Annotated in this window: 12 protein-coding genes; 5 read left to right on the forward strand and 7 right to left on the reverse strand. The window is 72.5% G+C overall.

What is annotated here, in order from left to right; genetic code table 11:
- Nucleotides 1–73: 73 nt before the first annotated feature.
- The 7 genes from ACIRJT_RS12450 to ACIRJT_RS12480 form a co-directional block, all read right to left on the reverse strand.
- Complete coding sequence (locus ACIRJT_RS12450) at nucleotides 74–1345, reverse strand: MFS transporter (RefSeq protein ID WP_403907837.1); 1272 nt, start codon at nucleotides 1343–1345, stop codon at nucleotides 74–76.
- The gene (locus ACIRJT_RS12455; RefSeq protein ID WP_403907839.1) at nucleotides 1342–2703 is read right to left on the reverse strand and encodes an alanine--tRNA ligase-related protein; all 1362 of its coding nucleotides are present in this window, start codon (nucleotides 2701–2703) and stop codon (nucleotides 1342–1344) included. The genes ACIRJT_RS12450 and ACIRJT_RS12455 overlap by 4 nt, the downstream gene beginning before the upstream one ends.
- Before the next feature lie 2 nt (nucleotides 2704–2705).
- Nucleotides 2706–3620: a hypothetical protein gene (locus ACIRJT_RS12460; protein ID WP_403907841.1), complete on the reverse strand. Its 915-nt coding sequence runs from the start codon at nucleotides 3618–3620 to the stop codon at nucleotides 2706–2708.
- Nucleotides 3620–4132, reverse strand: a complete 513-nt coding sequence (locus tag ACIRJT_RS12465) for a hypothetical protein (RefSeq protein WP_403907843.1) — start codon at nucleotides 4130–4132, stop codon at nucleotides 3620–3622. Before ACIRJT_RS12465 ends, ACIRJT_RS12460 begins: the two co-directional genes overlap by 1 nt.
- Entirely contained in the window at nucleotides 4129–5166 is a 1038-nt protein-coding gene (locus ACIRJT_RS12470) for an LD-carboxypeptidase (RefSeq protein WP_403907845.1), read from the reverse strand. Before ACIRJT_RS12470 ends, ACIRJT_RS12465 begins: the two co-directional genes overlap by 4 nt.
- 75 nt (nucleotides 5167–5241) lie before the next feature.
- The gene (locus ACIRJT_RS12475; RefSeq protein ID WP_403907847.1) at nucleotides 5242–6114 is read right to left on the reverse strand and encodes a class I SAM-dependent methyltransferase; all 873 of its coding nucleotides are present in this window, start codon (nucleotides 6112–6114) and stop codon (nucleotides 5242–5244) included.
- Between the two features lie 60 nt (nucleotides 6115–6174).
- Entirely contained in the window at nucleotides 6175–7197 is a 1023-nt protein-coding gene (locus ACIRJT_RS12480; protein ID WP_403907849.1) for an amino acid--tRNA ligase-related protein, read from the reverse strand.
- A gap of 364 nt (nucleotides 7198–7561) precedes the next feature.
- Here ACIRJT_RS12480 and ACIRJT_RS12485 point away from each other — a divergent pair, with 364 nt between their 5' ends.
- The 5 genes from ACIRJT_RS12485 to ACIRJT_RS12505 all read left to right on the forward strand — a co-directional run bounded on the left by ACIRJT_RS12485 (nucleotide 7562) and on the right by ACIRJT_RS12505 (nucleotide 23117).
- Nucleotides 7562–8446 (forward strand): hypothetical protein, encoded by an 885-nt coding sequence (locus tag ACIRJT_RS12485; RefSeq protein WP_403907851.1) that lies wholly within the window; start codon nucleotides 7562–7564, stop codon nucleotides 8444–8446.
- Nucleotides 8447–8500: 54 nt separating this feature from the next.
- Entirely contained in the window at nucleotides 8501–9544 is a 1044-nt protein-coding gene (pheS, locus tag ACIRJT_RS12490; RefSeq protein ID WP_403907853.1) for a phenylalanine--tRNA ligase subunit alpha, read from the forward strand.
- Nucleotides 9541–11613, forward strand: coding sequence for a phenylalanine--tRNA ligase subunit beta (locus ACIRJT_RS12495; protein WP_403907855.1), 2073 nt, complete (start codon nucleotides 9541–9543; stop codon nucleotides 11611–11613). The genes pheS and ACIRJT_RS12495 overlap by 4 nt, the downstream gene beginning before the upstream one ends.
- Before the next feature lie 117 nt (nucleotides 11614–11730).
- Nucleotides 11731–13221 (forward strand): alpha/beta fold hydrolase, encoded by a 1491-nt coding sequence (locus tag ACIRJT_RS12500; protein ID WP_403907857.1) that lies wholly within the window; start codon nucleotides 11731–11733, stop codon nucleotides 13219–13221.
- A gap of 5 nt (nucleotides 13222–13226) precedes the next feature.
- Entirely contained in the window at nucleotides 13227–23117 is a 9891-nt protein-coding gene (locus ACIRJT_RS12505; RefSeq protein ID WP_403907859.1) for an amino acid adenylation domain-containing protein, read from the forward strand.
- Nucleotides 23118–23146: the final 29 nt, after the last annotated feature.

Here is a 23146-nt window from a genome sequence, read left to right on the forward strand (position 1 = left end):
TCCTTTCTGGTTCGGGGTCATCAGCGCCGGCAGGCCGATCGGGGCCGGCGCGCGGAGCAGGGAGCCGACCGGGTCAGGAAACGGATACGGCGTCGTTCGGTTCCTGTGCGTCCTCCTCGACGGAGGCCGCGCCGCGCCGGGCGAGGACCACCCAGTACACGCTCAGCAGCAGGATGGCGACAGCGCCGATCACGAAGACGGCACGTACGCCGATGAGTTCCGAGGCCAGACCGCCGGTGAGGGCGGCCACCACCGCCGCTCCGTAGAGGAAGCTGCCGGTCGTGGCGTGAACACGGCCCTGGAGGTGGTTGGGGGTGACGCGCTGCTGGTACGAGGCGATGGCGATGTCCCAGATGAAGTACGAGGCGCCGCCGGTGAAGAACGTGGCGATCGCCAGCCAGGGATCCGAGGTGAGGCCCAGGGCCAGGCGACTGGCCCCGGTCACGACCAGGGCGAGCGCCATGGTCCACCGGACGCCGACCCGGCGCACCAGCGGCGGGAGGAACAGGCCACCGAGCACACTGCCCACGGCCGCGACGGTGAACATCAGGGCGAACTGGGTGTCGGTGACGCCCAGTTCCCCCTTGGCGTACACCACCATCAAGGCGGTGGAGATGAGCATCCAGAAGTTCAGCAGAGCGTCGCTCAGCAGGATGGTGCTGAGCATCGGAGTCCGCCGGATGATCCGGATCCCTTCGCGCATCTGCTCCGTCATCGGGGCCCGGGCCGCCTCGGCGTCCTCCCGTCCCTCCGCGTCCGCCCGCGGAAGCCGCCGCTTTCCCGCCGGGATGAACAGCGTGACGACGGCGGCGACGAGGAACAGCCCGCCCTCGGCGAGGAAGGGCGCGCTCATCGCCACGCCGAAGAGCACGCCCGCCACCGGCGAACCGATGACCTGCTGCGTCAGCATCCGGGCTGAGAACAGACGGGAGTTGGCCTTCTCCAGCCGCTCGACCGGCACGGAGGCCGAGACCATCGTGAAGGTGGCGGACTCCGCGAAGAGCTCGGCGATCGAGAGCGCCGCGGTCATCGCGTACACCTGCCACATCTCGGCGGCGTCGGCCAGGATCACGGCCGCGAAGACCAGGACGAGCACGGCCCGCGCGAGGTTCGCGGCGATCAGGATCAAACGGCGGTCGAACCGGTCGACCAGGACGCCGACCAGCGGTCCGAGCACGAGCCCCGGCAGCGCGGCGATCACCATGATGAAGGAGATGTCGACGGCATTGCCGGTCAGCGAATAGGCCAGCAGCGGCATGGCGATGAGGCGTATGCCGTCACCGAGGCTGGAGACCGTCACGGAAGCGAGCAGCATCCAGTAGCCCCTACCGAACTTCTGCTTCACGGAGCCACCGCTCCGTCGCCGGAGTCCTTTTCGGCCCGCTCCGCCGAGGCCGGTGGGGGATCGTCCTGGAACCGGCCGCGAAGCACCACGTCGAAGCGGTCCGACAGCTTGCCGGCGACCTCCCTGAGCAGGGCCTGCAGCGCGGCGGGCGCCAGTTGGCTGCGGGAGGTCAGGGTGAGGCCGAGCGTCACCGACCGGCGCCCGGCCGGGAGTGAGGGGCCCTCCCAGGTGTCGGTCACCCGGGCTTCCAGAGCCAGTAGCTCGGGACGGGACTCCTCCTCGATCGCACCGCAGAGCACCTCGGGCTCCAGCGCGGTGTCGCAGAAGAAGGACAGATCGACCGAGCGGGTGACGACGGCCTCGTGCCGGAGCTGCTCCAGATGGTCCCGGAACTGGCCCTCCACCTCCGTGCCGGGCGCTTCGACCGCCGCGATGGCGGCCAGCCTGCCGATGAGCACCTCGTCCTCCACACCGAGCCGGCCCGCGAGTCTTTCCACGTACACCAGCGCCTTGCGCATGATGTAGCCCTGGGCCCGGTTGGAGACGACGATGCCGGCCCGGTACAGCTGCACGAGCAGGCCCGTCAGGTCCGCGAGTTTGGCCTCCTGCGACGTCTTGGCGTGGTGGATCCGGCCTTCCGCGGTGGAGTCGATGACCCAGCGCTCGGCCGTGAGCCCGGCCGCCAGGGTCTCCACCCCGATGCCGAAGCCGTAGGCGACGGTCTCGCCGTTCCACTCGAAGGCGATCAGGTTGCCGAGGTCCCGCCAGTGTCCGTCGGGCTGCACCAGGCAGAACGTGGCTCCCCGGCCGGTCATCCCGTCGTCGCCGAAGGTCCAGTTGTAGAAGCCGTCGGCTTCGCCGTCGTAGCCGATGGGCCCGGTCCACGCCTCCTTCCACGCGCCGCTCAGATCGTGGTGACGCGAGTGCACCTTGAAGGCCACCCCGTCGCCCTCCAGACCGAGGTGGGTTCCGAAGTAGCCGGCGATCGCCTCGGTGAAGGAGGTCAGCTGGTCGGCGGGAGCCATCGCCCCGAGCATCTCGAAGTGCAGGACGAACTCGGTGTGGAAGTCGGACACGAAGGTGGCCCGCAGGTTCTGGCTGCGGATACAGGGCTGCCGTACCGCCACCCAGCGGTCTCCGAGAGGGGTGTCGCCGCGGATGAACGGCTTGAACGGGACCACCGCCGAGTTGGTGAACAGAATCGTCCGGTCCGTGGTCGGGACGGGCGGCTCAGGGGCGAGCCGTTGCGCGCCGGCCGCCTCGAACCAGTCGGCGAAGCCGCTCGCCCACGCGTTCAGCCGCTCCCGGGCCTGCCGGGCCGCTTCCGGTCCGTACGTCGTGAGGCCTTCCTGCCGCATGGTCAGACTCCCTTGGAGGTGGCGGTGAGGTGGGGCCGTGCGGCCCCGGTCGCCCCGGTCAGCGCGTGACCCAGCCGGCGGATCAGGGCGGAGGTGGCTTCGTCGCCGTCCAGCGGGAGGACGAAGAGAGCCGGGTGCAGCCACCACAGGTGCCAGAAGGAGATGCCCAGATAGCGGCGGGTGAACAGATGGAACCCGACAGCCGCCGCGCCGATCAGCCGCCGGTCGCCCCAGCGGGCGATCAGGAGGGGCAGCATCGCGGTCTCCCCCAGGACCGTGGCCACCGCGACCAGTCGCATCAGCCGGTCGTGCCGGCTCACCTCGACTCCCGCCGGGGTGCCGAGCAGGACGAGAGAGCCCCGTACCGTGTTGCCCGACGTGAACCACTCCTTGCCCCCGTGCAGGAGCTTCGACAGGCCGGCCTGGCTGTAGATGGTGGCCGCGCCCAGCTGCATCGAGGCGATCGCCACGGACTGGAGCTGTTCCACCGCATCCGATCGGGACCCGCCCGCCGGTTCGCGGACATCGGCCGCCGCCGCCGCGAGGACGAACAGGCTCAGGTGGCTGTTGTAGTTCCAGAACCGCGGGTGGAAGTGCGCGACGTAGGCGCTGGAGCCGATGAAGCCGGTGGCGGCGACCGCGCGGACGGCCGGGTGGCGCACGCCGGCGGTCCACAGGGCCATCCCCGCCAGGGCGGAGCCGCGCAGGACGTCGTACTGCCGTCGGCTGAGCTGGAACGTCCGCTTGCCCCGGACCTGCTCGGACATCACGGTGTCGCGGTGCTCGTCCAGGAAGGCCCCGTCCGGCATGTGCCACAAGGTCCTCAGCGCGACGGCGCCCAGCGCGGTCGTGGTCAGCCGCAGTCGGGCAGGAGCGTCGGCCTGCCGGAACAGGATGTCGGTGATCCTGCGCAGCATCAGGGGGCCTCCCAGCGGTGGAGTACGTCGATGTCGTGGAGCGGTGAGTCGGTGGCCCGGCAGTAGTCGGCGAGGTCCACCGTGACCACCAGCAGTTCGAGGCCGGTGAATCCGCGGGGGTCGCTCGCCCGCTCCGAAGCGCTGATCTCGTCGAAGCCCCTCCACGGCCGTGAGTTCAGCCGCTCGACGACCCGGCGGCAGAACCTGTCCCGGACCTCCGGGTCCTCGTTGTCGACGAGTACGGCGTCGCAGATGTCGACCACGCGGAAGAACTCCAGGGGCAGCAGCCCGTAGACCGACCGCGGCTCGGTCCAGCGCGTCCCGTCCCTGAGCCGCACCCTCAACTGCTCCACGCGCTGGGGCAGCGGACGGTTGAACATGTTGTTGGAGCAGATCGGCCAGCGGTTGCGGTCCCGCACCGTGTGGACGAACTGGGTCGCGGTCAGCCCGGCCAGAACGGCGCCCGTCAGCAGGGCGAGGGGGTGCACGGAAGGCCCCCGGCGTCCGGTCATGCCGTCACCACGCTGTCCAGAACGGTGAGCTCGCACGCGGTGTCCGCGGCCGCGAGCGTGGCCCGGGCGCCGAACGGGATGCACAGCATCGGGTCCGTGTGGCCGACGGGAAGACCGGTGACCAGCGGCCCGTCGAAGCCGGCTGTCTCCTGGGCGATCAGCTCGGCGAGGTCGTCCGAGCGGTCGAAGTCCGCGTCGGCGAACCGCCCGAGGCCGAGGCCCGCGAGGCGGTCCAGCACTCCCATCTGACGGAGCTGGGTGAGGCGGGCGGTGAGCGGGGCCAGGTCGGTGGTCGTGCTCTCCAGGAGGAGGACCGCTCCGTCCAGGTCGGGCCAGTACGGGGTCCCGGCCAGCGAGAGGAGGGTCTCCAGGTTGGCCGCTATGAGATGACCGGTGGCGCGGCCCCGGACGTGGACGCGGGGCGCGTCGGCGGCGAGCCTCTCGCGCGGCCGGTCGTCGGCCTCGTCCCAGGGCAGGAACTCGATCACACGCTCGGTCGGGAAGGTCATCCGGCCGGCCGGCCTCCCGTTCCCCAGGATCTGCCGGAAGGACCGCAGCGTGTCCGGATGGCATCCGCCGTACTCGCCCCACTGCGGGAGCAGTTGGGGCCCTTGGACGACACCGGCCCGGGTGCGCTGCCAGATGGCCAGCAGCAGGGCGGAGGTGTCGCTGTAGCCGACCAGCGGCTTCGCGTGAGCCCGGATGAGGTCGTAGTCCAGCAGGTCGAGCAGCTGGTTGGCGTTGTGGCCGCCGATCGAGGTCATGATGACGCGGACCTGGGGGTCCGCGTACAACTCGTGCAGGTCCGCCGCCCGTTCGGCGGCCGTACCGGCCGTGTGCCCGGTGTCCCGCAGCCAGTTGCGACTGCCGCGCACCTGGTAGCCGAGCTCCCGCAGGTGCGCCAGCGCCCGCTCCCTGCGACGTGGGTAGCGCGCGGCGTGCGCCATGGACGGCGCGCAGATTCCGATCGTGTCCCCGGGCCGCAGGGGTGCGGAGGGGATCATCTGGGCGGGCCTCGTGTGGGGTTCAGACATGCGACTGCCTCGGTCGATGCCCGGGCCGGGTCCGGCCCGGGCTAACGGGTGGAAAAGGGCGGCGGCCTCGGGTGGTCAGACCCCGCGCTTGGCGACGAAGAGGAGGTTGTTGCCCCGCTCCGCCATTCCCGTCTCGCCGAGCAGCCGCAGTTCCATCGAGCGGATGCGCGCGTAGTGCTCGGGGTCGGACAGGGTGCGCATCACGCCGGTGCTCGATCCGTCCAGCTGCGTCTCCTGGTAGCCCGGGTAGACGAGGACGGGGAAGCCGGTGCGGACGGTGGTGTGCAGACCCGCCCCGGCCAGGTCGCCCTGGAGCTCGGTGGGGGTGAAGAGGTGCATGGGCGGCATGTCCGGCGTGAAGCGGCCCGACCGCTGGGTGACCGCGGACTCAGCCTCTTCGAGGTTGCCGACCATGACGTTGAAGAAGGCGGCGTGATAGCGGTTCGGCAGGACCAGGGCCATCTGGCTGCCCGGCTTCATGAGCGTGCTCAGCTGACGCAGCACCTCGCGCGGGTCCGCGACGAACCCGAGCACGTTGTGGAAGCTGATGACCAGGTCGAAGGTCTGCCCGGCCAGGTCCTCGGCGACGTTCATCAGGTCGCCGTTGACGACGGTCAGGCGGTCCTCGTAACCGTGTCGCCCGGCCTTCGCCAGCGCGTGCTTGGACATGTCGGGGCTCAGGTCGTAGAGCACTCCGGTGAGGTCCGGGCGCGCGGTGAGCAGCCGGTCGGTCCACCGGCCCGTGCCGCCGCCCGCGTCCAGCAGCCGGCCTCCCTGGGGAATGCCGGGGAGCACGTAGCGCTCGATGGCCTCCCACAGCAGCTCGTCGGAGAGACGCCAGTACACCTGCTCGTCGACCCGGTCGTAGCCGTCGGCCTTGTTGCGGAAGTAGTCGATCAGCTCGGCGTTGTCCGTGCCTGCGGTGGCGGTGGCGGTGGTGTCGTTCATGGGTTGGGCAGTCCTCTCGAGGCGTGCTGGTGTACGGGGATCCGTGGTGGCCTCCCGTGATCAGGGAAGGATCGTGGTGCCGTTGAAGCGCAGCAGCAGTGCGAGGTCGCGGATGTCGTCGTGCCGGGTCGCCCAGAGGAGGAAGCGCTCGACGCCGAGGCCGAAGCCGGCGGTCCGCAGCGGGTGGCGCTCCTTCATGACCGTGTACCACTCGTAGCTCGCGGCGGACACCTCGTGCAGGTCCAGCGCCGCCGCGAGGGTCGTGCCGTCCGCGTGGCGCTCGCCCGCGCCGACGGTCTCACCGATACCGAAGAGCAGGTCCGCGCTGAGGGCCTTGGTCGAGTCCTCCGGCGCGAACGCCTGGTAGAACGGCACGCTGAGGTGGTCCGGGTGGGTCACCCACACGTAGCCGCCGAACTGGTCCATCAGCTTGCGCTCGCCCGCCCTGGTGAGGCTGCGGCAGCCGGGCTCCAGCTCGTTCACGTAGGCGGGGTCGGAGTCGAGACGGGCCGCGGCCTCGTCGAAGGTGATCCGCGGGAGCGCCTTGGCGCCGGCGAGCTCTTCCAGGTGGGTGACGTCGCCCGCCATCTGGCGAACGGCGTCCCCGCCGTGCTCGAGGAGACCGGCCGCGAGGTCGGACAGGTAGTCCTCGACCGTTTCCATGACGTCGTCGAGACCGCCGACGATCTCGGCCTCGCTGTGGAAGAACTGGCAGAGGTGCGTCTGGTCGGCCGCCTCACCACGGAAGGAGGGCATCAGGTAGTAGGCGCCCTCGGGGGCGAGCCGGCAGCCGAACTCCAGCATGAACTGCATGGAATCGGCGAGATAGGTCGGACTTCCCTCCAGCTCGACCTTGACCGGGCTGCTGTCGCTGCCTCGCCCCATGGGGCTGGAAATCGATCCGGTCGTGATGGGGAGGTGCAGATAGCGGGCCTTGCGAGCAGTCCAGAAAGACGTGGTGCGGTGCGCGATGACGTCCTGGAGAAGGGTCAGATTCGCGTACCAGGGATTTTCGAGAACGGTGAGGTAGTGCTCGTCGGGCTTCTTCCACGAACCGGGTGCAAAAACCGTCTGCTCAGACATGGGAGTCCTTTGTCGACTGCTACACGAATGGCTTCCGACCGATTCCTGGGGCCCCCGGGGGTTACGGTCTTGCACCATCCTGGCCAGCCCCACGGCCGCCGGTCCATAGCTGGCCGCTGCGCCCGCTGGCCATGGCCGATCGCCGCCATGCGGGGTGGGCTGTTCACATCCCGGACACCTGCTCGCACGCGTGGTCTTACATGGCGGGACGGCTCGGCCGGGTGCGAGGGCTCGCCATGACGTTCAGCCGCCAGGGCGAGTGCTGGCCTCCCCACGTGGGCGAATGCCATGCTGGAGGCGCAGCCATGAACGCGGTCGACCGCCGACGCTGCTTGCCGATCCCCCTTCCGTGGAGTCGTGATCCGTGTCGCAGCCGACCCTCTCCGCCGCGGTCGCCGGCACGTGGTCCACGCTCTCCGAAACGGCGCACATGGTCGAGGAGAGCAGCGCGTTCGGCCTGGCCGACGTCGTCGATCTGGACCGGGGCGACGACCGGGCGTGGCAGGGTCTGGTGGCGTCGCCCGGGCTCGATCTGGTGGTGCTGGACGCGGCGGGCGACGACCGGCCGGAGCTGGTCCGCCAGTTGCACGGGGCCGGCAAGGCCGTGCTGCTGACCGAGCCCTTCCCGATGACCGCCGGAGAGCTGGAGGAGTTGATCCGTCTCCAAGCGGCGGGAGGGCGGCCGATCGGCGTCCTGGCCCCTCACCGAGCCCTGTTGCACGGGGCGGAGACGGCCTCCCCCGCCACCCCGTTCGCGTACGGCGTCCTGGAGGTCTCGGACTGCCGGCCCGTGGAGGCGCATCGCTGGGCGCGCTGGGCGCCGCTGACCAGGAATCCGGAGACCCAGGCGGCGCTGCGGGCGGTGGCCTTCCATCTCGACCTGGCCTGTCAGTTGCTCGGGGCGCCCGAGACGGTGTGCGTTTCGGGATTCGACGACGGCACGGGGGTCGGAATCGTCAATTTCGCCCGGGGATGCCGGTTCGTGTTCGCGGTGACGTCCCGGTCGGCGAACCGCGTCGAACGGCTCGACCTCCTGGGCGCCGGCAGCCGGATACGGGTCGCGGACGGAAGGGTCTCTCTGGAACAGGATTTCGTGGTGCGAACCGCTGAACTCCCTTCATTGATCTCGGCCCGCGAACTGCTGCTTCACGAGATGGCCGACGCGATCAGGACCGTTGGTAGGCTGCGCTACGGCAGCCTGGCCGCAGGTCGAGGCTTGGCGAAGATCCTGGGGGAGTTGGGCAAATGACGGTTTGTCGATTCCGCTCCCCGTCGTGCCGTGGGCTGCACAGAGAACTACGGAGTGGGTGAGTTGACCGACATCGAGAGTTTGCGGCAATCCTTCCTGGAGGAATTGTCCAAAGCATCGCAAAAGTCCGAGATCGAGACTTTGCGGACCTCTTTTCTGGGCCGCCGCAGTCTGATCAAGGAAGAGTTTCGTCGCCTGCCGGGGCTTCCCGAAGAGGAGCGTCGTGCGTACGCCGCCCGGCTGAACGAGCTCTCGCAGCAGATGCAGGGCGAGATCGACGCCCGGGTGAATGCCGCCCGCAAGGCCGAGACGGCCAAGCAGCTGGAAGCGGAGTGGCTGGATGTCACCCTGCCCGGTCAGGCCGGCCGCGTGGGGTCCTGGCACCCGCTCACCGAGGTGGAGCAGCGCTGCCTGACCGTCCTGCGCAAGCTCGGCTTCGAACGCGCCGAGGGCCCCGAAGTCGAGGACGCCTACCACAACTTCGACGCCCTCAACATTCCGCAGCACCACCCGGCCCGCGATATGCAGGACACCTTCTGGCTGGACGCGGGGAAGCTGCTGCGCTCCCACACCACAACCGTGCAGGCGCGGGTCCTCGGCGAGGGCCGCGACGTCCCGATCAAGGTCGCGGCCGCCGGCCGGGTCTACCGGAACGAGGCCGTGGACGCCACCCACCTGGCGATGTTCCACCAGTTGGAGGGCTTCTGGCTGGAGCCGGGCCTGAACGTCGGACACCTCAAGAGCTTGCTCGGCTTCGTAGCGAAAGAGCTGTACGGCGAGGACGTCAAGCTCCGTTTCAAGCCGAAGTACTACCCCTACACCGAACCGTCCCTCGGCCTGGACATCGCCTGCACCAACTGCGGCGGCGACGGCTGCGAGGCCTGCCACCACATCGGCTGGGTCACCATCATCGGCGCCGGCATGGTCCACCCCGCCGTCCTGCGCGAGTTCGGCTACGACCGCGACGGCATCACGGGCATCGCTTTCGGCTGGGGCACCACCCGCATGACCTCGCAGTGGCTGGGCGTCACCAAGGTGCGCCCGCTCTACGGGTCGGACCAACGTCTGCTGAACTACCTTCACCGAGGCCACGAGTGAAACTGACTACCGCAGGTCTCCGCACCTTCCTCCCCGGTCTGCAGGACGACCCCACCGCTTTCCGCGACGCCCTGGACGAGTCGGGCCTGGAAGTGAAGTCCATCGACGCGGACGGCCCGAGCACGTCCGTGACCCTGGAGTTCCTCGCCAACCGGGGAGACCACCGGAGCTACTTCGGCGTCGCGCTCGAACTCGCCGCGCGGCTCGGCCTCACCCTCTCCGACGTCCCCGTGGAACCGCTGGTGGTGGGCCCGGACGGTCCATCGGTCTCGGTCACCACGACGCACTGCCTCGCGTACACGCTGACCCCGCTGGAGGTGCTCGACGCGACCGCCGAGCTGCCCGCGGACAGCGCGGAGCGGCTCACGACGTCGGGGTTGCGCAGCGGGCACGCCGTCGTGGACGCGGCCGAGGCGGCCAACCTGGAGCTCGGCCAGCCGCTCCAGACCTACGACGCGGACAAGGTCCTCGGCATGGTCGAGGTCCGCGCCAGCCGTCCGGGCGAGACCTTCACCCCCATCGGTGAGGAGGAGCCCCGGGAACTGGCGGAGGGCACTGCCGTGGTGGCCGACGAGGAGAAGATCCTCTCGGTGGCCGGAGTGATCGGCGGCGAGCACTCCCGGGTGACGGCGGGGACCCGCCGCGTACTCCTGGAGTCCGCCGCGTTCGACCCCGTGGCGGTCCGGCTCGCCGCCACCGCGCTGGGCGTCTCCACGCCCGCCTCGCAGCGCTTTGAGCGGGGCGCTGACCCCACGGCCGTCCACCGGGGGGCGGGCCGCGCGCTCAGCCTGCTCGGCGAGTCCAAGGCCGCCGTCCGGAGCGGTTCCACCGCCGAGCCCCAGCCGTGGAACGGCACCCTGCCGGTCCTGCCGGTGGAGGCGGCGAGCGCCTCGGCGTTCCTCGGCACCGCGCTCGACCGGGCCGAGGTGACCGAGCGCCTGGCGGCGTACGGCTTCCGGGAGGCGGGTGAGGGCCGTTACGAGGTCCCGGGCGCCCGCATCTGGGACGTTAAGGAGACGGAGGACCTGTACGAGGAGATCGCGCGGCACATCGGGTTCGACGTCCTGCCCGCCCGACCCCTCCCCGCGAGTCACGGAGCGTCGCTCACGCCCCGGGAGACACTCGTCCAGGTGCTCGGCGACACCTTCGTCGGCTTCGGGTTCATGGAGACCTTCACCGACGGCTTCTACTCCAAGGAGACGCTGAAGATCATCTCCCCGGCGGCGGACCACCCCCTCGCGGCGCACGTGGGCATCGCCAACGCCGAGGACCGCCGGTACTCGATGCTCAAGAACAACTGCCTGGCACAGGCGGTCTCCGCGGTGGGCGCCAACCTGCGCTTCAAGCAGGAACGTATCCGTCTCTTCGAGGTGACCCGGACCTTCCGGAGCGATCCCACCGCCGCGAACGGGCTCTGCGAGGAGCGCCCCGTGCTCTGGGCGATCGCCTCCGGTGAGCGCGAGGAAGGCCTGTGGACCGGCAAGTCCGGCCCCGTGGACTTCTTCTTCCTGCGCGGTGTCGTGGAGGAGGCCGCGCTCCGCTGCGGGGTGGGCCTCACCGTCGAGCGGCTTCCGGGGACCCACCCCCTGGCCGACTCCCTCCACCCGCACCGCAGCGCGCTGCTCCTGATCGACGGGGCGCCGGCGGGTGTCTGCGGCGAGGTGCACCCCGACGTCCGGCACCGCGCCGGTCTCGGGGGCAAGCGTCCGGTCTACGTGGAGCTCGACTTCGACGTGTGGTCCGTGCGTACCGGGCGGGTGGCGACCGCACCCTTCCGCGAGGACCCGGCGGTCGAGCGGATGCTGGACTTCGTCATGCCCCGCGCCGTGTCGAACGACCAGGTACGGGAGACCCTCCGCACGGCCGCACCGGAGTGGGTGCGTTCCATCGACGTGGCCGACGTCTTCCTCCCGGACCGCGGCGACCCGGGCCGGCGTTCGGTGACCTACCTGCTCCGCTTCGACAGCGAACCGGCCCGCCCTGCCGAGGAGTTCAACGGGGTGCTGGACCTCCTGGTCCGGACGGTGACGGACCGCTTCGGCGCCGACGGCGTCCACCTGCGGGTGTAGCGGAGCACAGTCCGGCGACCGAGGTCCGGCCCCCATCGCGAGCGAGGGGCCGGACCTCGGGCATGAGCACCGCGTATCCAGGCAACTGAGCGACGGGGAACTGCGAAGGAGCCCGACATGACAGCGACGCTGTTCTGCGTTCCGCACGCCGGTGGCACCGCCGGCGTCTTCCAGGATCTGACCCGGCACCTCGCGGGGGCTCTCCAGGTGCGTCCGCTGGAGCTTCCCGGACGCGGTGCCCGGGCCAGGGAGCGGCCGTGCACCGACTTCGCCGAGGCGATACGTGACATCGCCCGGCAGATACGCGAGGCGGCGCCGCCGGGCGGATGGGCGCTCCTCGGCCACAGCATGGGCGGTCTGCTGGCCTACGAAGTGGCGCGGAACCACGATGCGTTGGGGCTGGACCCGCCCGAACGGCTGCTGCTCTCCGCCTGTCCGGGGCCCCGGTGGCACTCCACCGCCGCCGGGCCCGAGGCCGGCTGGGGCTCCGACCGGGAGATCGCCGAACGGCTGGTGGCGTTGGGCGGCTTACCCCGGGAGGTCGCCGCGGACGCGGACGCGGCCGGCTACTTCACCGGGCTCGTCCGACAGGACGCGCGGCTGCTCACCGGATACCGGTACGACCCGGCCGGGGAGCCGCTCGGCTTCCCCCTGGCGCTGTTCCTCGGCTCCGCGGACCCGCTGACCGACGGAGGGACCGCCGCGGAGTGGCAGGAGGCCGCGGGCCGGCCACTACGGGTACGGCGCATCGCCGACGCGGGGCACTCCCTGGTCACGGAGCGCCCCGAGGAGATGGCACGCATGCTGAGCGAGGAACTGAGCGAGGAACTGAGCGGGGGACAGGTGGACATGGGCCCGGACGCGAATCGTGAGCGGTACCTGGACCTGATGAAGAAGGTCCTGACCAACGTCGTGTACGAGGACGCCCCGCTGCCCAGCGAGTGGTCCCCGAACGCCGTCTTCGACCCCGTCAGCCGCAGCACCGGCCTCGACTGGCCGAGCCAGGCGCACACCATGGTGGGAGCGCGGCGCCTCGACAACGTGCAGTTCTGTGCGGAGCAGGTGCTGCGCGACGGCGTCCCGGGCGACTTCATCGAGACCGGGGTGTGGCGCGGCGGGACCTCGATCTTCATGCGGGCGGTGCTCCAGGCCTGGGGGGTCACCGACCGGACCGTCTGGGCCGCGGACTCCTTCCGGGGCATGCCGGAGGTCGCCGAAGGCGCCCACCCCGGAGACGTGGCCCTGGGCACCCACCGCTTCAACGACGTCATGGGCGTCCCGCTGGACACCGTACGGCGCAACTTCCGCACCTACGGTCTACTGGACGACCAAGTGCGTTTCCTGCCCGGCTGGTTCAAGGACACGCTGCCCTCGGCCCCGGTCGGTGATCTCGCGCTGATCCGGCTGGACGGCGATCTGTACGAGTCGACCACGGTCGCCCTGGACCACCTGTACGCGAAGCTCTCGCCCGGCGGATTCGTGATCGTCGACGACTACATCATCGACGTCTGCCGGCAGGCCGTGCACGACTTCCGGGACCGGCACGGCGTCACCGAACCCCTGCACGACATCGACGGCGTCGGCGCCTACTGGCGCCGGACCCGGTGAGGCCCGTGAGGGAGACGGACGACATGGCCCCGCGGGAGACGACCGGCCCGACCGACCGTACGCCGCCGCCCGCCCTGTGCAGCGGTCCCGCGCTCACCCGGGACCACCCGGTGCCCGCCGACGTCGGCCTGCTGCTGGCCGAAGCCGCGTCCAAGGCCCCGGACCGGGGCGTGCTGACGGTGGACGAGGACGGCCGGGCGGTGCTGACCCCCTATCCGGAACTGCTGGAGCGGTCCCACGCGCTGCTCGCCGTCCTGCGCGAGCACGGCTGTGTGCCGGGAGACACGGTGGTCCTCCACGGCCTGGCCCTGCCGGACTTCTTCCCCTTCCTGTGGGCGTGTCTCGGCGGCGGGCTGGTGCCGCTGGCGGTCGAGGGCGGCGACGAGGCGGCACGGCTCCGGACGGCCGAGCGAACCGTCCAGGCCTGCGCGCTGCTCGACGGCCCCCGGCTGGTGACCGACGCGGCCGGCGCGGCGCGACTCCGGGCGGCGGGGCTCGACGCCCGTGTCCGGCTGCTCGACGCCGACCGGTGCCGCCAGGAGGCGGAAGCCCTTCCCCGGCCGGCCGCCCGGGCCGGGCGAGCCCCCGCCGATCCGGCGTCGACGGCGCTGCTCCTGCTCTCCTCGGGGAGCACGGGGCGCGCCAAGGTCATTCCGCTGACCCACGCCGGGCTGCTCGACTTCGTCCAGGGCTCGCGCGAGGCCCTGGGCTGGCGGACCGGTGAAGCCACGCTCAACTGGCTGCCGGTGGACCACAGCGCCAGCCTGCTGCTCTACCACCTGCTGCCCGTGCACACCCACAGCACCAATGTGCACGTCCCGGCGCCCCTGGTGCTCGGGGCCCCGCTGTCCTGGCTGGACCTGTGCGCGGAGCACCGGGTACGGCACACCTGGGCGCCCACCTTCGGCTACCAACTGCTCAGGGGGGCCCTGGCCGAACAGCCCGGCCGCGACTGGGACCTGTCGGCCATCCGCACGCTCGTCAGCGGCGGGGAACAGATCCTGCCGGAGGTGGTGGACGCTCTGCTGGCCGCCACCGCGCCCTTCGGCGTGCCCGGCGACTGCTTCGTGGCGGGCTGGGGCATGTCCGAGACCTGCACCGGAATCACCTGGGGCAGATACGGGGAACCCGGCAGCGTCCAGCGAGTGGCGCTCGGGCCGGACGGACGGGTCCGGCACCTGGACGCCCCGGCGCCGGACGCCCTGCGTCTGGTCGGCGTGGGACGCCCGGCACCGGGCGCCGACGTACGCGTCGTGGACGACCACGGACACGTGCTGCCGGAGGAGACCGTGGGCCGGCTCCAGGTGAGATCGGCGCGGATCACCCCCGGCTACCTGGGGGACGACGAGGCCAACTCCCTGGCCTTCCCCGGGGGGACCGCGCCGGGAGCATGGTTCGACAGCGGTGACCTGGCCTACGTCAGCGGCGGCCGGGTCGTCATGACCGGGCGCCGGAAGGACATCGTCGTCCTCAACGGCGAGAACCACTACTGCCACGCGATCGAGGCCGTGGTGGCCGCCGTGCCCGGGGTGTCCGGCACGGCCGTCGCCGTGTGCGGCGTCCCCGACCCGGCGACGGGCAGTGAGGCGCTGGCGGTGTTCCTGGCCGGCACGGGCGGCGGGGCCCCGGCGCCGGAAGTGATCACGGCCGTGCGCGCCGAGCTCGCCCGACGGCTGAGCCTGGTCGCGCGTCACGTCGTCGGCCTCACCGCCGCCGAGCTGCCGCGCACCTCCAGCGGCAAGATCCGCCGGGCCGCCCTCGCCGCGCTGCTCCCCGCGCCCGGCGGGGAGCCGGAGCGCCGGAGCGCCTCGGGACCGGGGGCGGCCGCGGCCCCCGGCACGGTCGAGCGGGTACGGCGGGCGGTCCGCGAGGTGCTCGACGACGGGGCCGCCGTGGACGCCGCGCACGACCGTGTTCCGCTGCGCGAGCTGGGCGTCACCTCGGTGATGCTGGGGCGGCTGAGCCGGCTCCTGCAACGGGAGTTCGCCCGTGAGCTGCCGATGTCCGCCCTGTTCGAGCATCACACGATCGCGCGCCTGGCGGCCCACCTGGGCTCGGCCCCGGCCACCCCGGCCCCGGCCACCCCGGCCCCGGTCTCCGCCGGCCCATCGGCGTCCGGCACGCGGCCCCACCCGCGCGCGACGGACGCCGAGGAGCCGGTCGCCGTCATCGGCATGGCGCTGCGCTTCCCCGGGGCCGGTGACCCGGACAGCTTCTGGGACGACCTGCGACACGGCCGCAACCGTCTGACCACCTTCACCCCGGACCAGCAACGCGCCGCCGGGCTCTCCCGCGCGGCGGTCACCGATCCCGCGCGGCGGCCGGTGGCAGGCGTCCTGGACGGTGTCCACGCCTTCGACCCGCCGTTCTTCGGCATGAGCCCGGCGGAGGCCGCGCTTACCCACCCCGGCCACCGGCTGTTCCTGGAGTGCGCCTACGAGGCCCTGGAATCCGCCGGTCACGCCGAACCGCGCGACGGTGTCCGCATCGGTGTCTACGCGGGCTCCGGAATGAACCTGGTCGACTACCAGAGGGGGCAGGAGGCTCCCGCGGAGGGGGATCTCACCACGTCGATGCGGGCCGCGATCGGCGGGACGCCGGACTTCCTGGCGACGCGCGCGGCCTACCGGCTGGGCCTCACCGGCCCCGCCCTGTCGGTGCAGACGGCCTGCTCCACCTCGCTGGTCGCCGTGCACCTCGCCGTGCAGGCGCTGCGCGGCGGCGACGCGGACATGGCCCTCGCCGGAGCGGCGGCCGTCCACCTGCCGCAGGAGTCGGGGTATGTGTCCCACCCGGACGCGGTGCTGTCCCCGACCGGCGCCTGTAGCCCCTTCGACGCCGACGCGGACGGCACCGTGGGCGGCAACGGCGTCGCCGCCGTCCTGCTCAAGCCCCTGTCGGCGGCCCTGGCCGACGGCGACCCCGTCCTGGGCCTGATCACCGGTACGGCCGTGAACAACGACGGCGCCCGGAAGATCGGCTTCACCGCGCCCAGCGTCGACGGCCAGGTCGACGTCGTACGCACGGCGCTGCGGCGGGCCGGTATCACCGGCGACGACCTCGGATACATCGAGGCGCACGGCACCGGCACCCCGATCGGCGACCCCGTCGAGTTCGCGGCCCTCTCCCGGGCCCTGGCCGCCACCTCGACCAGGACCGGCCACTGCGCGGTGGGTTCGGTCAAGGGGCACATCGGGCACCTCGACACCTGCGCGGGCATGGCGGGGCTGATCAAGGTGCTGCTGATGCTCCGGCACCGGGCGGTCGTCCCCTCGGGGAACCTCCGCACCCCGAACCCGGCGCTCGGCCTCTCCGGCAGCCCGCTCCGCCTGGCCACCGCGCACGAGCCGCTGTCCCCGGCCCGCCCCGGCGCACCGCTGCGGGCCGGTGTGAACGCCCTGGGCGTCGGCGGGACCAACGCGTTCGTCGTGGTGGAGTCCGCACCCGAGGCGGCGGCGTCCGGCCGAAGCGCCGACCGCGGGAGCCACCCCGTCGCCGTGCCGCTGACCGCCCCGACCGAGCAGGCGCTCGGCCGGCTCGCCGCCGACGTCGGCGACTGGCTGCGGGCCCGTCCGGGCACCGGCGTCGCGGCCGTCGCGGCGAGTCTCGCGGCCCGGCCGGCGCGGTCCGTCCGGGCCGTGGCCGTCGTGGCGTCCGAAGCCCAGTTGCTGGAGGCACTCGACGGGCTGGCCGCGGGGCCGCCGCGCGAGCGGGGTCCGCTCCACCGGACGGGACGACCGGCCGCGTCGGCCGGCACGGATGTCGTGCTGGCCTACTCCGGCCAGGGGACCGCCGTGTACGGCATGGCCAGGGAGCTCTACGAGGCGATTCCCGCGGTGCGGGACGTCCTGGACCACTGCGACCGGGTCCACACCGACGAGCACGGCGCCGGGCTGCTGGAGGCTCTGCTCCGGGGGACCCCGGGCGCCCCGCTGCCCGCCCGGCTCGCCCAACCCGCCCTGTTCGCCCTTCAGGCGGCGCTCACCGCGTACTGGCGGGCGCTCGGCGTCGTACCGGGGCACGTGCTGGGCCACAGCCTCGGCGAGATCGCGGCACTTCACGCCGCCGGCGGGCTCTCCCTCGACGACGGGGTCCGGTTGACCGCCGCGCGGGGACGGCTGATGGCGGAGGGTACGGCGGAGGGGGCGATGCTGGCCGCGCGGCTCGGTGAGGCCGAGGCGCGGCGCGTCGCCCGGACCTGTGGGCTCGACATCGGTGCTCGCAACGGAGCCGACTCCGTGGTGCTGAGCGGAACCCCGGACGCGATCGCGCACGCGGAGCGCCTGCTGCGGGGAGAGGACGTCCCCGCCCGCCGGCTGGCCGTCGACCGCGCCTTCCACTCGGCACTCATCGACCCGGTCCTCGACCCGTACGCCCGGTCCGTCCGGGCGTGTGCGCTCGGCCGCCTGGAGATCGCCCTGATCGCCGGTACCGACGGCACCGTTCATCCGGCCGGTTCGACGATCGCCCCCCGGCACCTGGTGGACCAGGCCCGCCGTACCGCACGGTTCGACCTCCAGCTCCGGTCGCTGTCCGGTACGGGCGCGCCGAGCGTCGTCGAGGTCGGTCCGCGCGACGAGCTGACCGTCCTCGGCCGGAGGGCGCTGCCCCACCTGCGGTGGATTCCCACGGTGGACCGCTCCGGCGACCCGGCGCGGTCGGCGCTCCTGGCGGCCGGTGAACTGTACTGCCAGGGCCATCCGGTGGACCTCGGCGCCGGTCGGACCTCCGTGCGCCGTGTGCCGCTGCCCACGACCCCCTTCCAGCGCCGTGACTTCCGGGACACCGACCTGACCCGGGCGCCGCGTGAACGTCTCGAACAGCAAAGGGACACCGACATGCCCGACGAGCTCCTCACCTCAGTGACCACCCTGGCGGCGCGACACCTCGGACTGCGCCCGGACGACGTGGAGGCCGACACCGAGTTCATCGCGCTGGGCGGGGACTCGCTGACACTGGTCGCCCTGGCGCGCGACGTGGAACGTGAGCACGGACTGCGCGTGCCGGTACGGGAGTTGTTCGACACCTGGACGACCCCGCGCGCGCTGGCCCAGGCCGTGGCCTCCTCGCGCTCCGGCGCCGGGGCGGTACGGGACAGCGGCCCGCGACCCGCGGTTCGGGAACCTGAGGTCCAGGAACCTGCGGTCCGGATACCCGCGGCCCGGGAACCTGCGGTCCGGATACGCGCGGTACAGGAACCGCTGGTTCCGGAACCGGCGGTCCAGGAGCAGGTGCCCGAGGGCGGTCCGGCCGCCCCGGCGCTGTCGGCGTCGGCCGACCCGGAGGGCGTCGGCTCCCTCCTCCGTACGCAGTTGGAGGTGGTCGACAACCTGGTCCGGCAGGTCACCGGCCTCATGGAACGCCAGCTGGACAAGCTGCCCACGACACGCCCCGCCCTTCCCGTCGCGCCGGCCCGACCGGCAGTCACGTCGGAGAAGGCCACCGCGAAGGCCACCGCGAAGGCCGCCGCGAAGGCCGCCGCGCCTGCGGACACACCGGCCAGGGTCCCGGCGGCCAGGGCTCCTGCGGCCGGGGCCCCGGCGGCCGGGAAAGCTCCCGCGGCCCCGCTCCGGCGACCGGTGGCCGGGGCCGGGGCCGGTGCCCGGCGGGCGGCCCTCGACTTCAGCCTCTACTTCTTCGGCGACTACCCGGACCACCAGGGCGCGGGCGGCTACGAGAACCTCCTGAACGCGGCGGAGTTCGCCGACCGCAACGGTTTCCACACCGTGTGGCTGCCCGAGCGGCACTTCCACTCCTTCGGCGGTCTCTTCCCCAACCCCTCGGTCCTCGCGGCGGCGCTCGCCACCCGCACCTCACGCGTCCGGCTGCACGCGGGGTCGGTGGTCCTCCCCCTGCACCACCCCATCCGGGTCGCGGAGGAGTGGGCCATGGTGGACAACCTCTCCGACGGCCGTGCGGGCGTGTGCATCGCCTCCGGGTGGCACGCGCGGGACTTCGTCCTGGCGCCGGGCAATTTCGGCCGCCACCGGGAGCTGATGTACGAGCAGCTGGAGGACGTCCGTACCCTCTGGTCCGGCGGCCGCCTGTCCGCGGTCTCGGGAACGGGCGAGCCCACCGAGGTCACGCTGTACCCGCGTCCGGTGCAGGACGACATCCCCCTGTTCGCCGCGGTGGTCGACAACCCGGAGAGCTACCGTCGCGCCGCGCTCCAGGGCCTGGGCATCGTCACCAACCTGATGTCCCAGAGCGTGGCGGAGCTGGCGGACAACATCGCCCTCTACCGGTGCACGCGGGAGGAAGGCGGCCTTGATCCCGCCGGCGGCCGGGTGGTGGTGCTGCTGCACACCTACCTGGGAGAGGACCTCGCCGAGGCGCGCGAGGAGGCCGCCGCTCCCTTCGTCTCCTATCTGCGGTCGTCGCTGTCGCTGTTCGACCGAATGGCGAACAGCCTCGGGCTGGACGCCGATCTGGAACGTACGGCGCCGGAGGACGTCGACTTCCTGCTGCGGCGCGCGTACGAACGCTACTGCGAGAGCCGGGCGTTGATCGGCACGGTCGAAAGCGGCGCGCCGATCGTCGAGGCCGTGCGCGACGCGGGGGCCGACGAGATCGCGTGCTTCGTCGACTTCGGCATGGCGCCGGAGCTGATGGCGGCGGGCCTGCCGCTGATCCGCGAGCTGAACGAGCGGCAGGCTGCCGGGGGCACCGGAATCCCGCCCGTGCCCTCCCCGGTGACGCCGGTCGTCGGGCCCGTCGCCCCTCTCCCTCGGCCCGCCACCGCTTCGGTGCCCGTACGCGATGCGGGCGTGCCGGTCCCTCCGGCGCAGCGCCGCCTGTGGCTGCTCGAACAGATGTACCCGGGGAGCAACGACTACCACGAGCCGAAGGGCATCCTCCTGACCGGGCGCCTGAACCACGGCGCGCTGCAGGACTCACTCGACCGGGTCGTCGCCCGCCATCCGCAGCTGCGGGCCGTCTTCCGCGAGAGCGACGGTGAGGTACGCCGGTTCGACCGGCCCGCTGCCCCGGTGCCCTGCCCGGTCATCGACCGGGAGGGCGTCCCGGTGGAGGAAGCGCTCGCCGAGGCGGTACGGGCGGAACGGCACACCGTGTTCGACCTGGCCCGCGGCCCGCTCCTGCTCGCGCGCCTGATCCGGCTCTCCGACGAGCAGCACCTGCTGTACCTCCACGCGCACCACATCGTCTTCGACTCGTTCTCGACGCGGGTGTTCGTCCGGGACCTGGGCGCGTGCTACCGGGCCTGGCCCGGACTGCCCGCCGGTCTTCCTCCGGTGCCGGTCGGCGGCGCGCCGTCGTCGCCGGGGGCCGGCGGCCGGGAGGACGGGCTCGCCTTCTGGGTGCGGGAGCTGCACGGCGCACCTGCGCTCGCACTGCCGACCGACCGCCCGCGGTCCGGGCAGGCGGCCGGTCGGGGCGCCCATCTCGTCCACGAGTTCGGCCCGGACCTGGCCGACCGGCTCTCGGCGTTCGCCCGCGATCGGGGAGCCACGCCGTTCATGGTGCTCGTGGCGGCCGTGGGCGCCGTCCTGGGCAGGATGAGCGGGCAGGAGGACGTGCTGCTCGGGACCGCGGTGACCAACCGGCCCGCGGGGACGGAGGACGCGGTCGGTCTCTTCGTGGACACCGTGGTGCTGCGGATCGATCTCTCCGGCGAGCCCGGATTCGGCGGCCTGGTCCGCAGGGTGCGGGAGCGCAGCACCCGTGCGTACGACCACCAGGACGTCTCGTTCGACGATCTGGTGACCGCGCTCAACCCGCCCCGGGTGGCCGGGGCGAACCCGCTGTTCCAGGTGATGGTGGAGTACGAGAAGCACACGGGCACGGAGTTCGCGGAGCCGGCGGTCCGGGCCGAGATCCTCGACGTACCCAGTGACCGGGCGCCGTTCGACCTGACCCTGTACCTCGCCCGGCACGACGGCGGGCTGCGCTGCACCGTGGAGTACCGCGCGGACCTCTACGAAGAGGCCACCGTGCGGCGGCTGCTCGACTACGTCGCGCGGGCCCTGGAGCGCGGCTGCGCGGACCCCGATGTACGGCCGGCCGACCTGACGGCCCTCACCGAAGCGGACCGGGATCTGCTCGCCGCCTGGCAGGGCCCGGCGGCCGCGGAGGCGCCGGCCACGCTGCACGGACTCGTCCGGGACCAGGCACGCGCCACACCGCACGAGCCCGCGGTCATCGACGGCGACGCGGTCCTCACGTACGCGGAGCTGGACGCCGCCGCCGGCCGGCTGGCGCGCGGGCTCGCCGGCCGGGGGGTCGGCCGGGGCGACATCGTCGCCGTCGGGATGGCGCGCGGAGCGGGGCTCGTCGTCGCCCTGCTGTCCGTGCTCAGGGCGGGAGCGGCCTACCTTCCCCTGGACCCGGCCGTGCCGACGGCCCGACTGGAGCACTTCGTCGCCGACAGCGAGGCCGTGCTGGTCGTCAGCGACGCGGATTTCCGCGAGGCGCATCCGGGGCTGGAGGGCCTGACGGAGGACCTGCACGCCGATGACGCCGCGCTCGCCCTCGACGGGACCGCCACGAGCTCCGTCGACTCCACCGATCCCGTCGACTCCGCCGATCCCGCCGGGTGGCCCGACGCCCGGGACGACATCGCCTACCTCATCTACACCTCGGGCTCGACCGGCCGCCCCAAGGCCGTGCGGGTTCCGCACCGGGGGCCGGTCAACCTGGTGCGCTGGCACCTGCGCGAGAACGAGCCGTTGCGCACCGCCCAGTGGACGTCGGCGGGGTTCGACGTCAGCGTCCAGGAGATCTTCACGACGCTGGCCTCCGGCGCCGCGCTCGTCACCGTGCCGGACGAGGCGCGAGCGGACCCCGCCGTCCTGGAGAAGCTTCTCGACCGGCACCAGGTCGAACGGCTCCACCTCCCCTCCACGCCCCTGAAGTACGTGACCGGGTACGGACTGCGCGTGCCCTCCCTGAAGGAGGTGTGCGCGGCCGGGGAGCCCCTGCTGGTCACGCCCGGGCTGCGCGCCTTCCTGGACGCCCACCCGGGGCTGCGGCTCTTCAACCAGTACGGTCCGACCGAGGCGTCGGTCATCGTCACGTCGCACGAGGTGACGGAGCGGGACGGGCAGCCCGTGCCGATCGGGCGGCCCCTATCCGGAGTCACGGCCCATGTGCTCGACGCGGCGGGGAGGCACCTTCCGGTGGGAGCCGTCGGTGAGCTCCACATCGGGGGCGAGGCGCCCGCCGCGGGATATCTCGGTGACCCGGGGCTCACGGCCGAACGGTTCGTCACCCACCCGCTGGTTCCGGGCGAGCGGCTGTTCCGGACCGGGGACCTCGTGCGTCGACGCGGCGACGGGGTGCTGGAGTTCGTCGGGCGGCTCGACGACCAGGTGAAGGTGCGCGGCCACCGGGTGGAGCCCGGCGAGGCGCGGTCCGCACTGTGCCGCCTGGACGGAGTGCGGGACGCCGCCGTGACGGTGCGGACCGACGAGAGGGGTGAGAACACCCTGGTGGCCCATGTGGTCCTCGCCGGGGAGCCGGCCGGAGGGACCGACTGGGCCGACCCCCTGCGCGCCGCGCTGCGAGCGGTGCTGCCGGACTACCTCGTACCGGAGCGGTGGGTGCGGGTACCCCGTCTGCCGGTGGGGCCGAGCGGCAAGATCGCCGTCGACCGGCTGCCGGAGCCCCCGCCGCCCGTTCCCGGCGCCGACGCGCCCGACGCGACCGAGCAGGTGCTGCACGACCTGTGGTGCGACGAACTGGGTGTCGCGTCCCTGCCCGGCGACCGGTCCTTCTTCGACCTCGGCGGCAACTCGCTGCGGGCCGTGCGGGTTCTCACGCGGGTCCGCGACGCGTTCGGCGTCCAGTACCCGATGGCCGACTTCGTACGGGAACCGACCCTGCGGGCGATGGCGCGCGGGCTGTCCCGGCCCACGAAGGGCCCCGGGAGCCGATGACGGTGACCACAGGGCCGCGCCCCGGGTCA

Source organism: Streptomyces sp. NPDC102283 (assembly GCF_044766265.1).
Classification (GTDB): domain Bacteria; phylum Actinomycetota; class Actinomycetes; order Streptomycetales; family Streptomycetaceae; genus Streptomyces.

Bases quoted from the DNA above. Each gene is read 5' to 3' on its own strand.
- ACIRJT_RS12500 (WP_403907857.1), top strand. From the start codon at position 11,731: ATGACAGCGACGCTGTTCTGCGTTCCGCACGCCGGTGGCACCGCCGGC.
- ACIRJT_RS12455 (WP_403907839.1), bottom strand. From the start codon at position 2,703: ATGCGGCAGGAAGGCCTCACGACGTACGGACCGGAAGCGGCCCGGCAG.
- ACIRJT_RS12465 (WP_403907843.1), bottom strand. From the start codon at position 4,132: ATGACCGGACGCCGGGGGCCTTCCGTGCACCCCCTCGCCCTGCTGACG.
- ACIRJT_RS12460 (WP_403907841.1), bottom strand. From the start codon at position 3,620: ATGCTGCGCAGGATCACCGACATCCTGTTCCGGCAGGCCGACGCTCCT.
- ACIRJT_RS12480 (WP_403907849.1), bottom strand. From the start codon at position 7,197: ATGTCTGAGCAGACGGTTTTTGCACCCGGTTCGTGGAAGAAGCCCGAC.
- ACIRJT_RS12470 (WP_403907845.1), bottom strand. From the start codon at position 5,166: ATGTCTGAACCCCACACGAGGCCCGCCCAGATGATCCCCTCCGCACCC.
- ACIRJT_RS12475 (WP_403907847.1), bottom strand. From the start codon at position 6,114: ATGAACGACACCACCGCCACCGCCACCGCAGGCACGGACAACGCCGAG.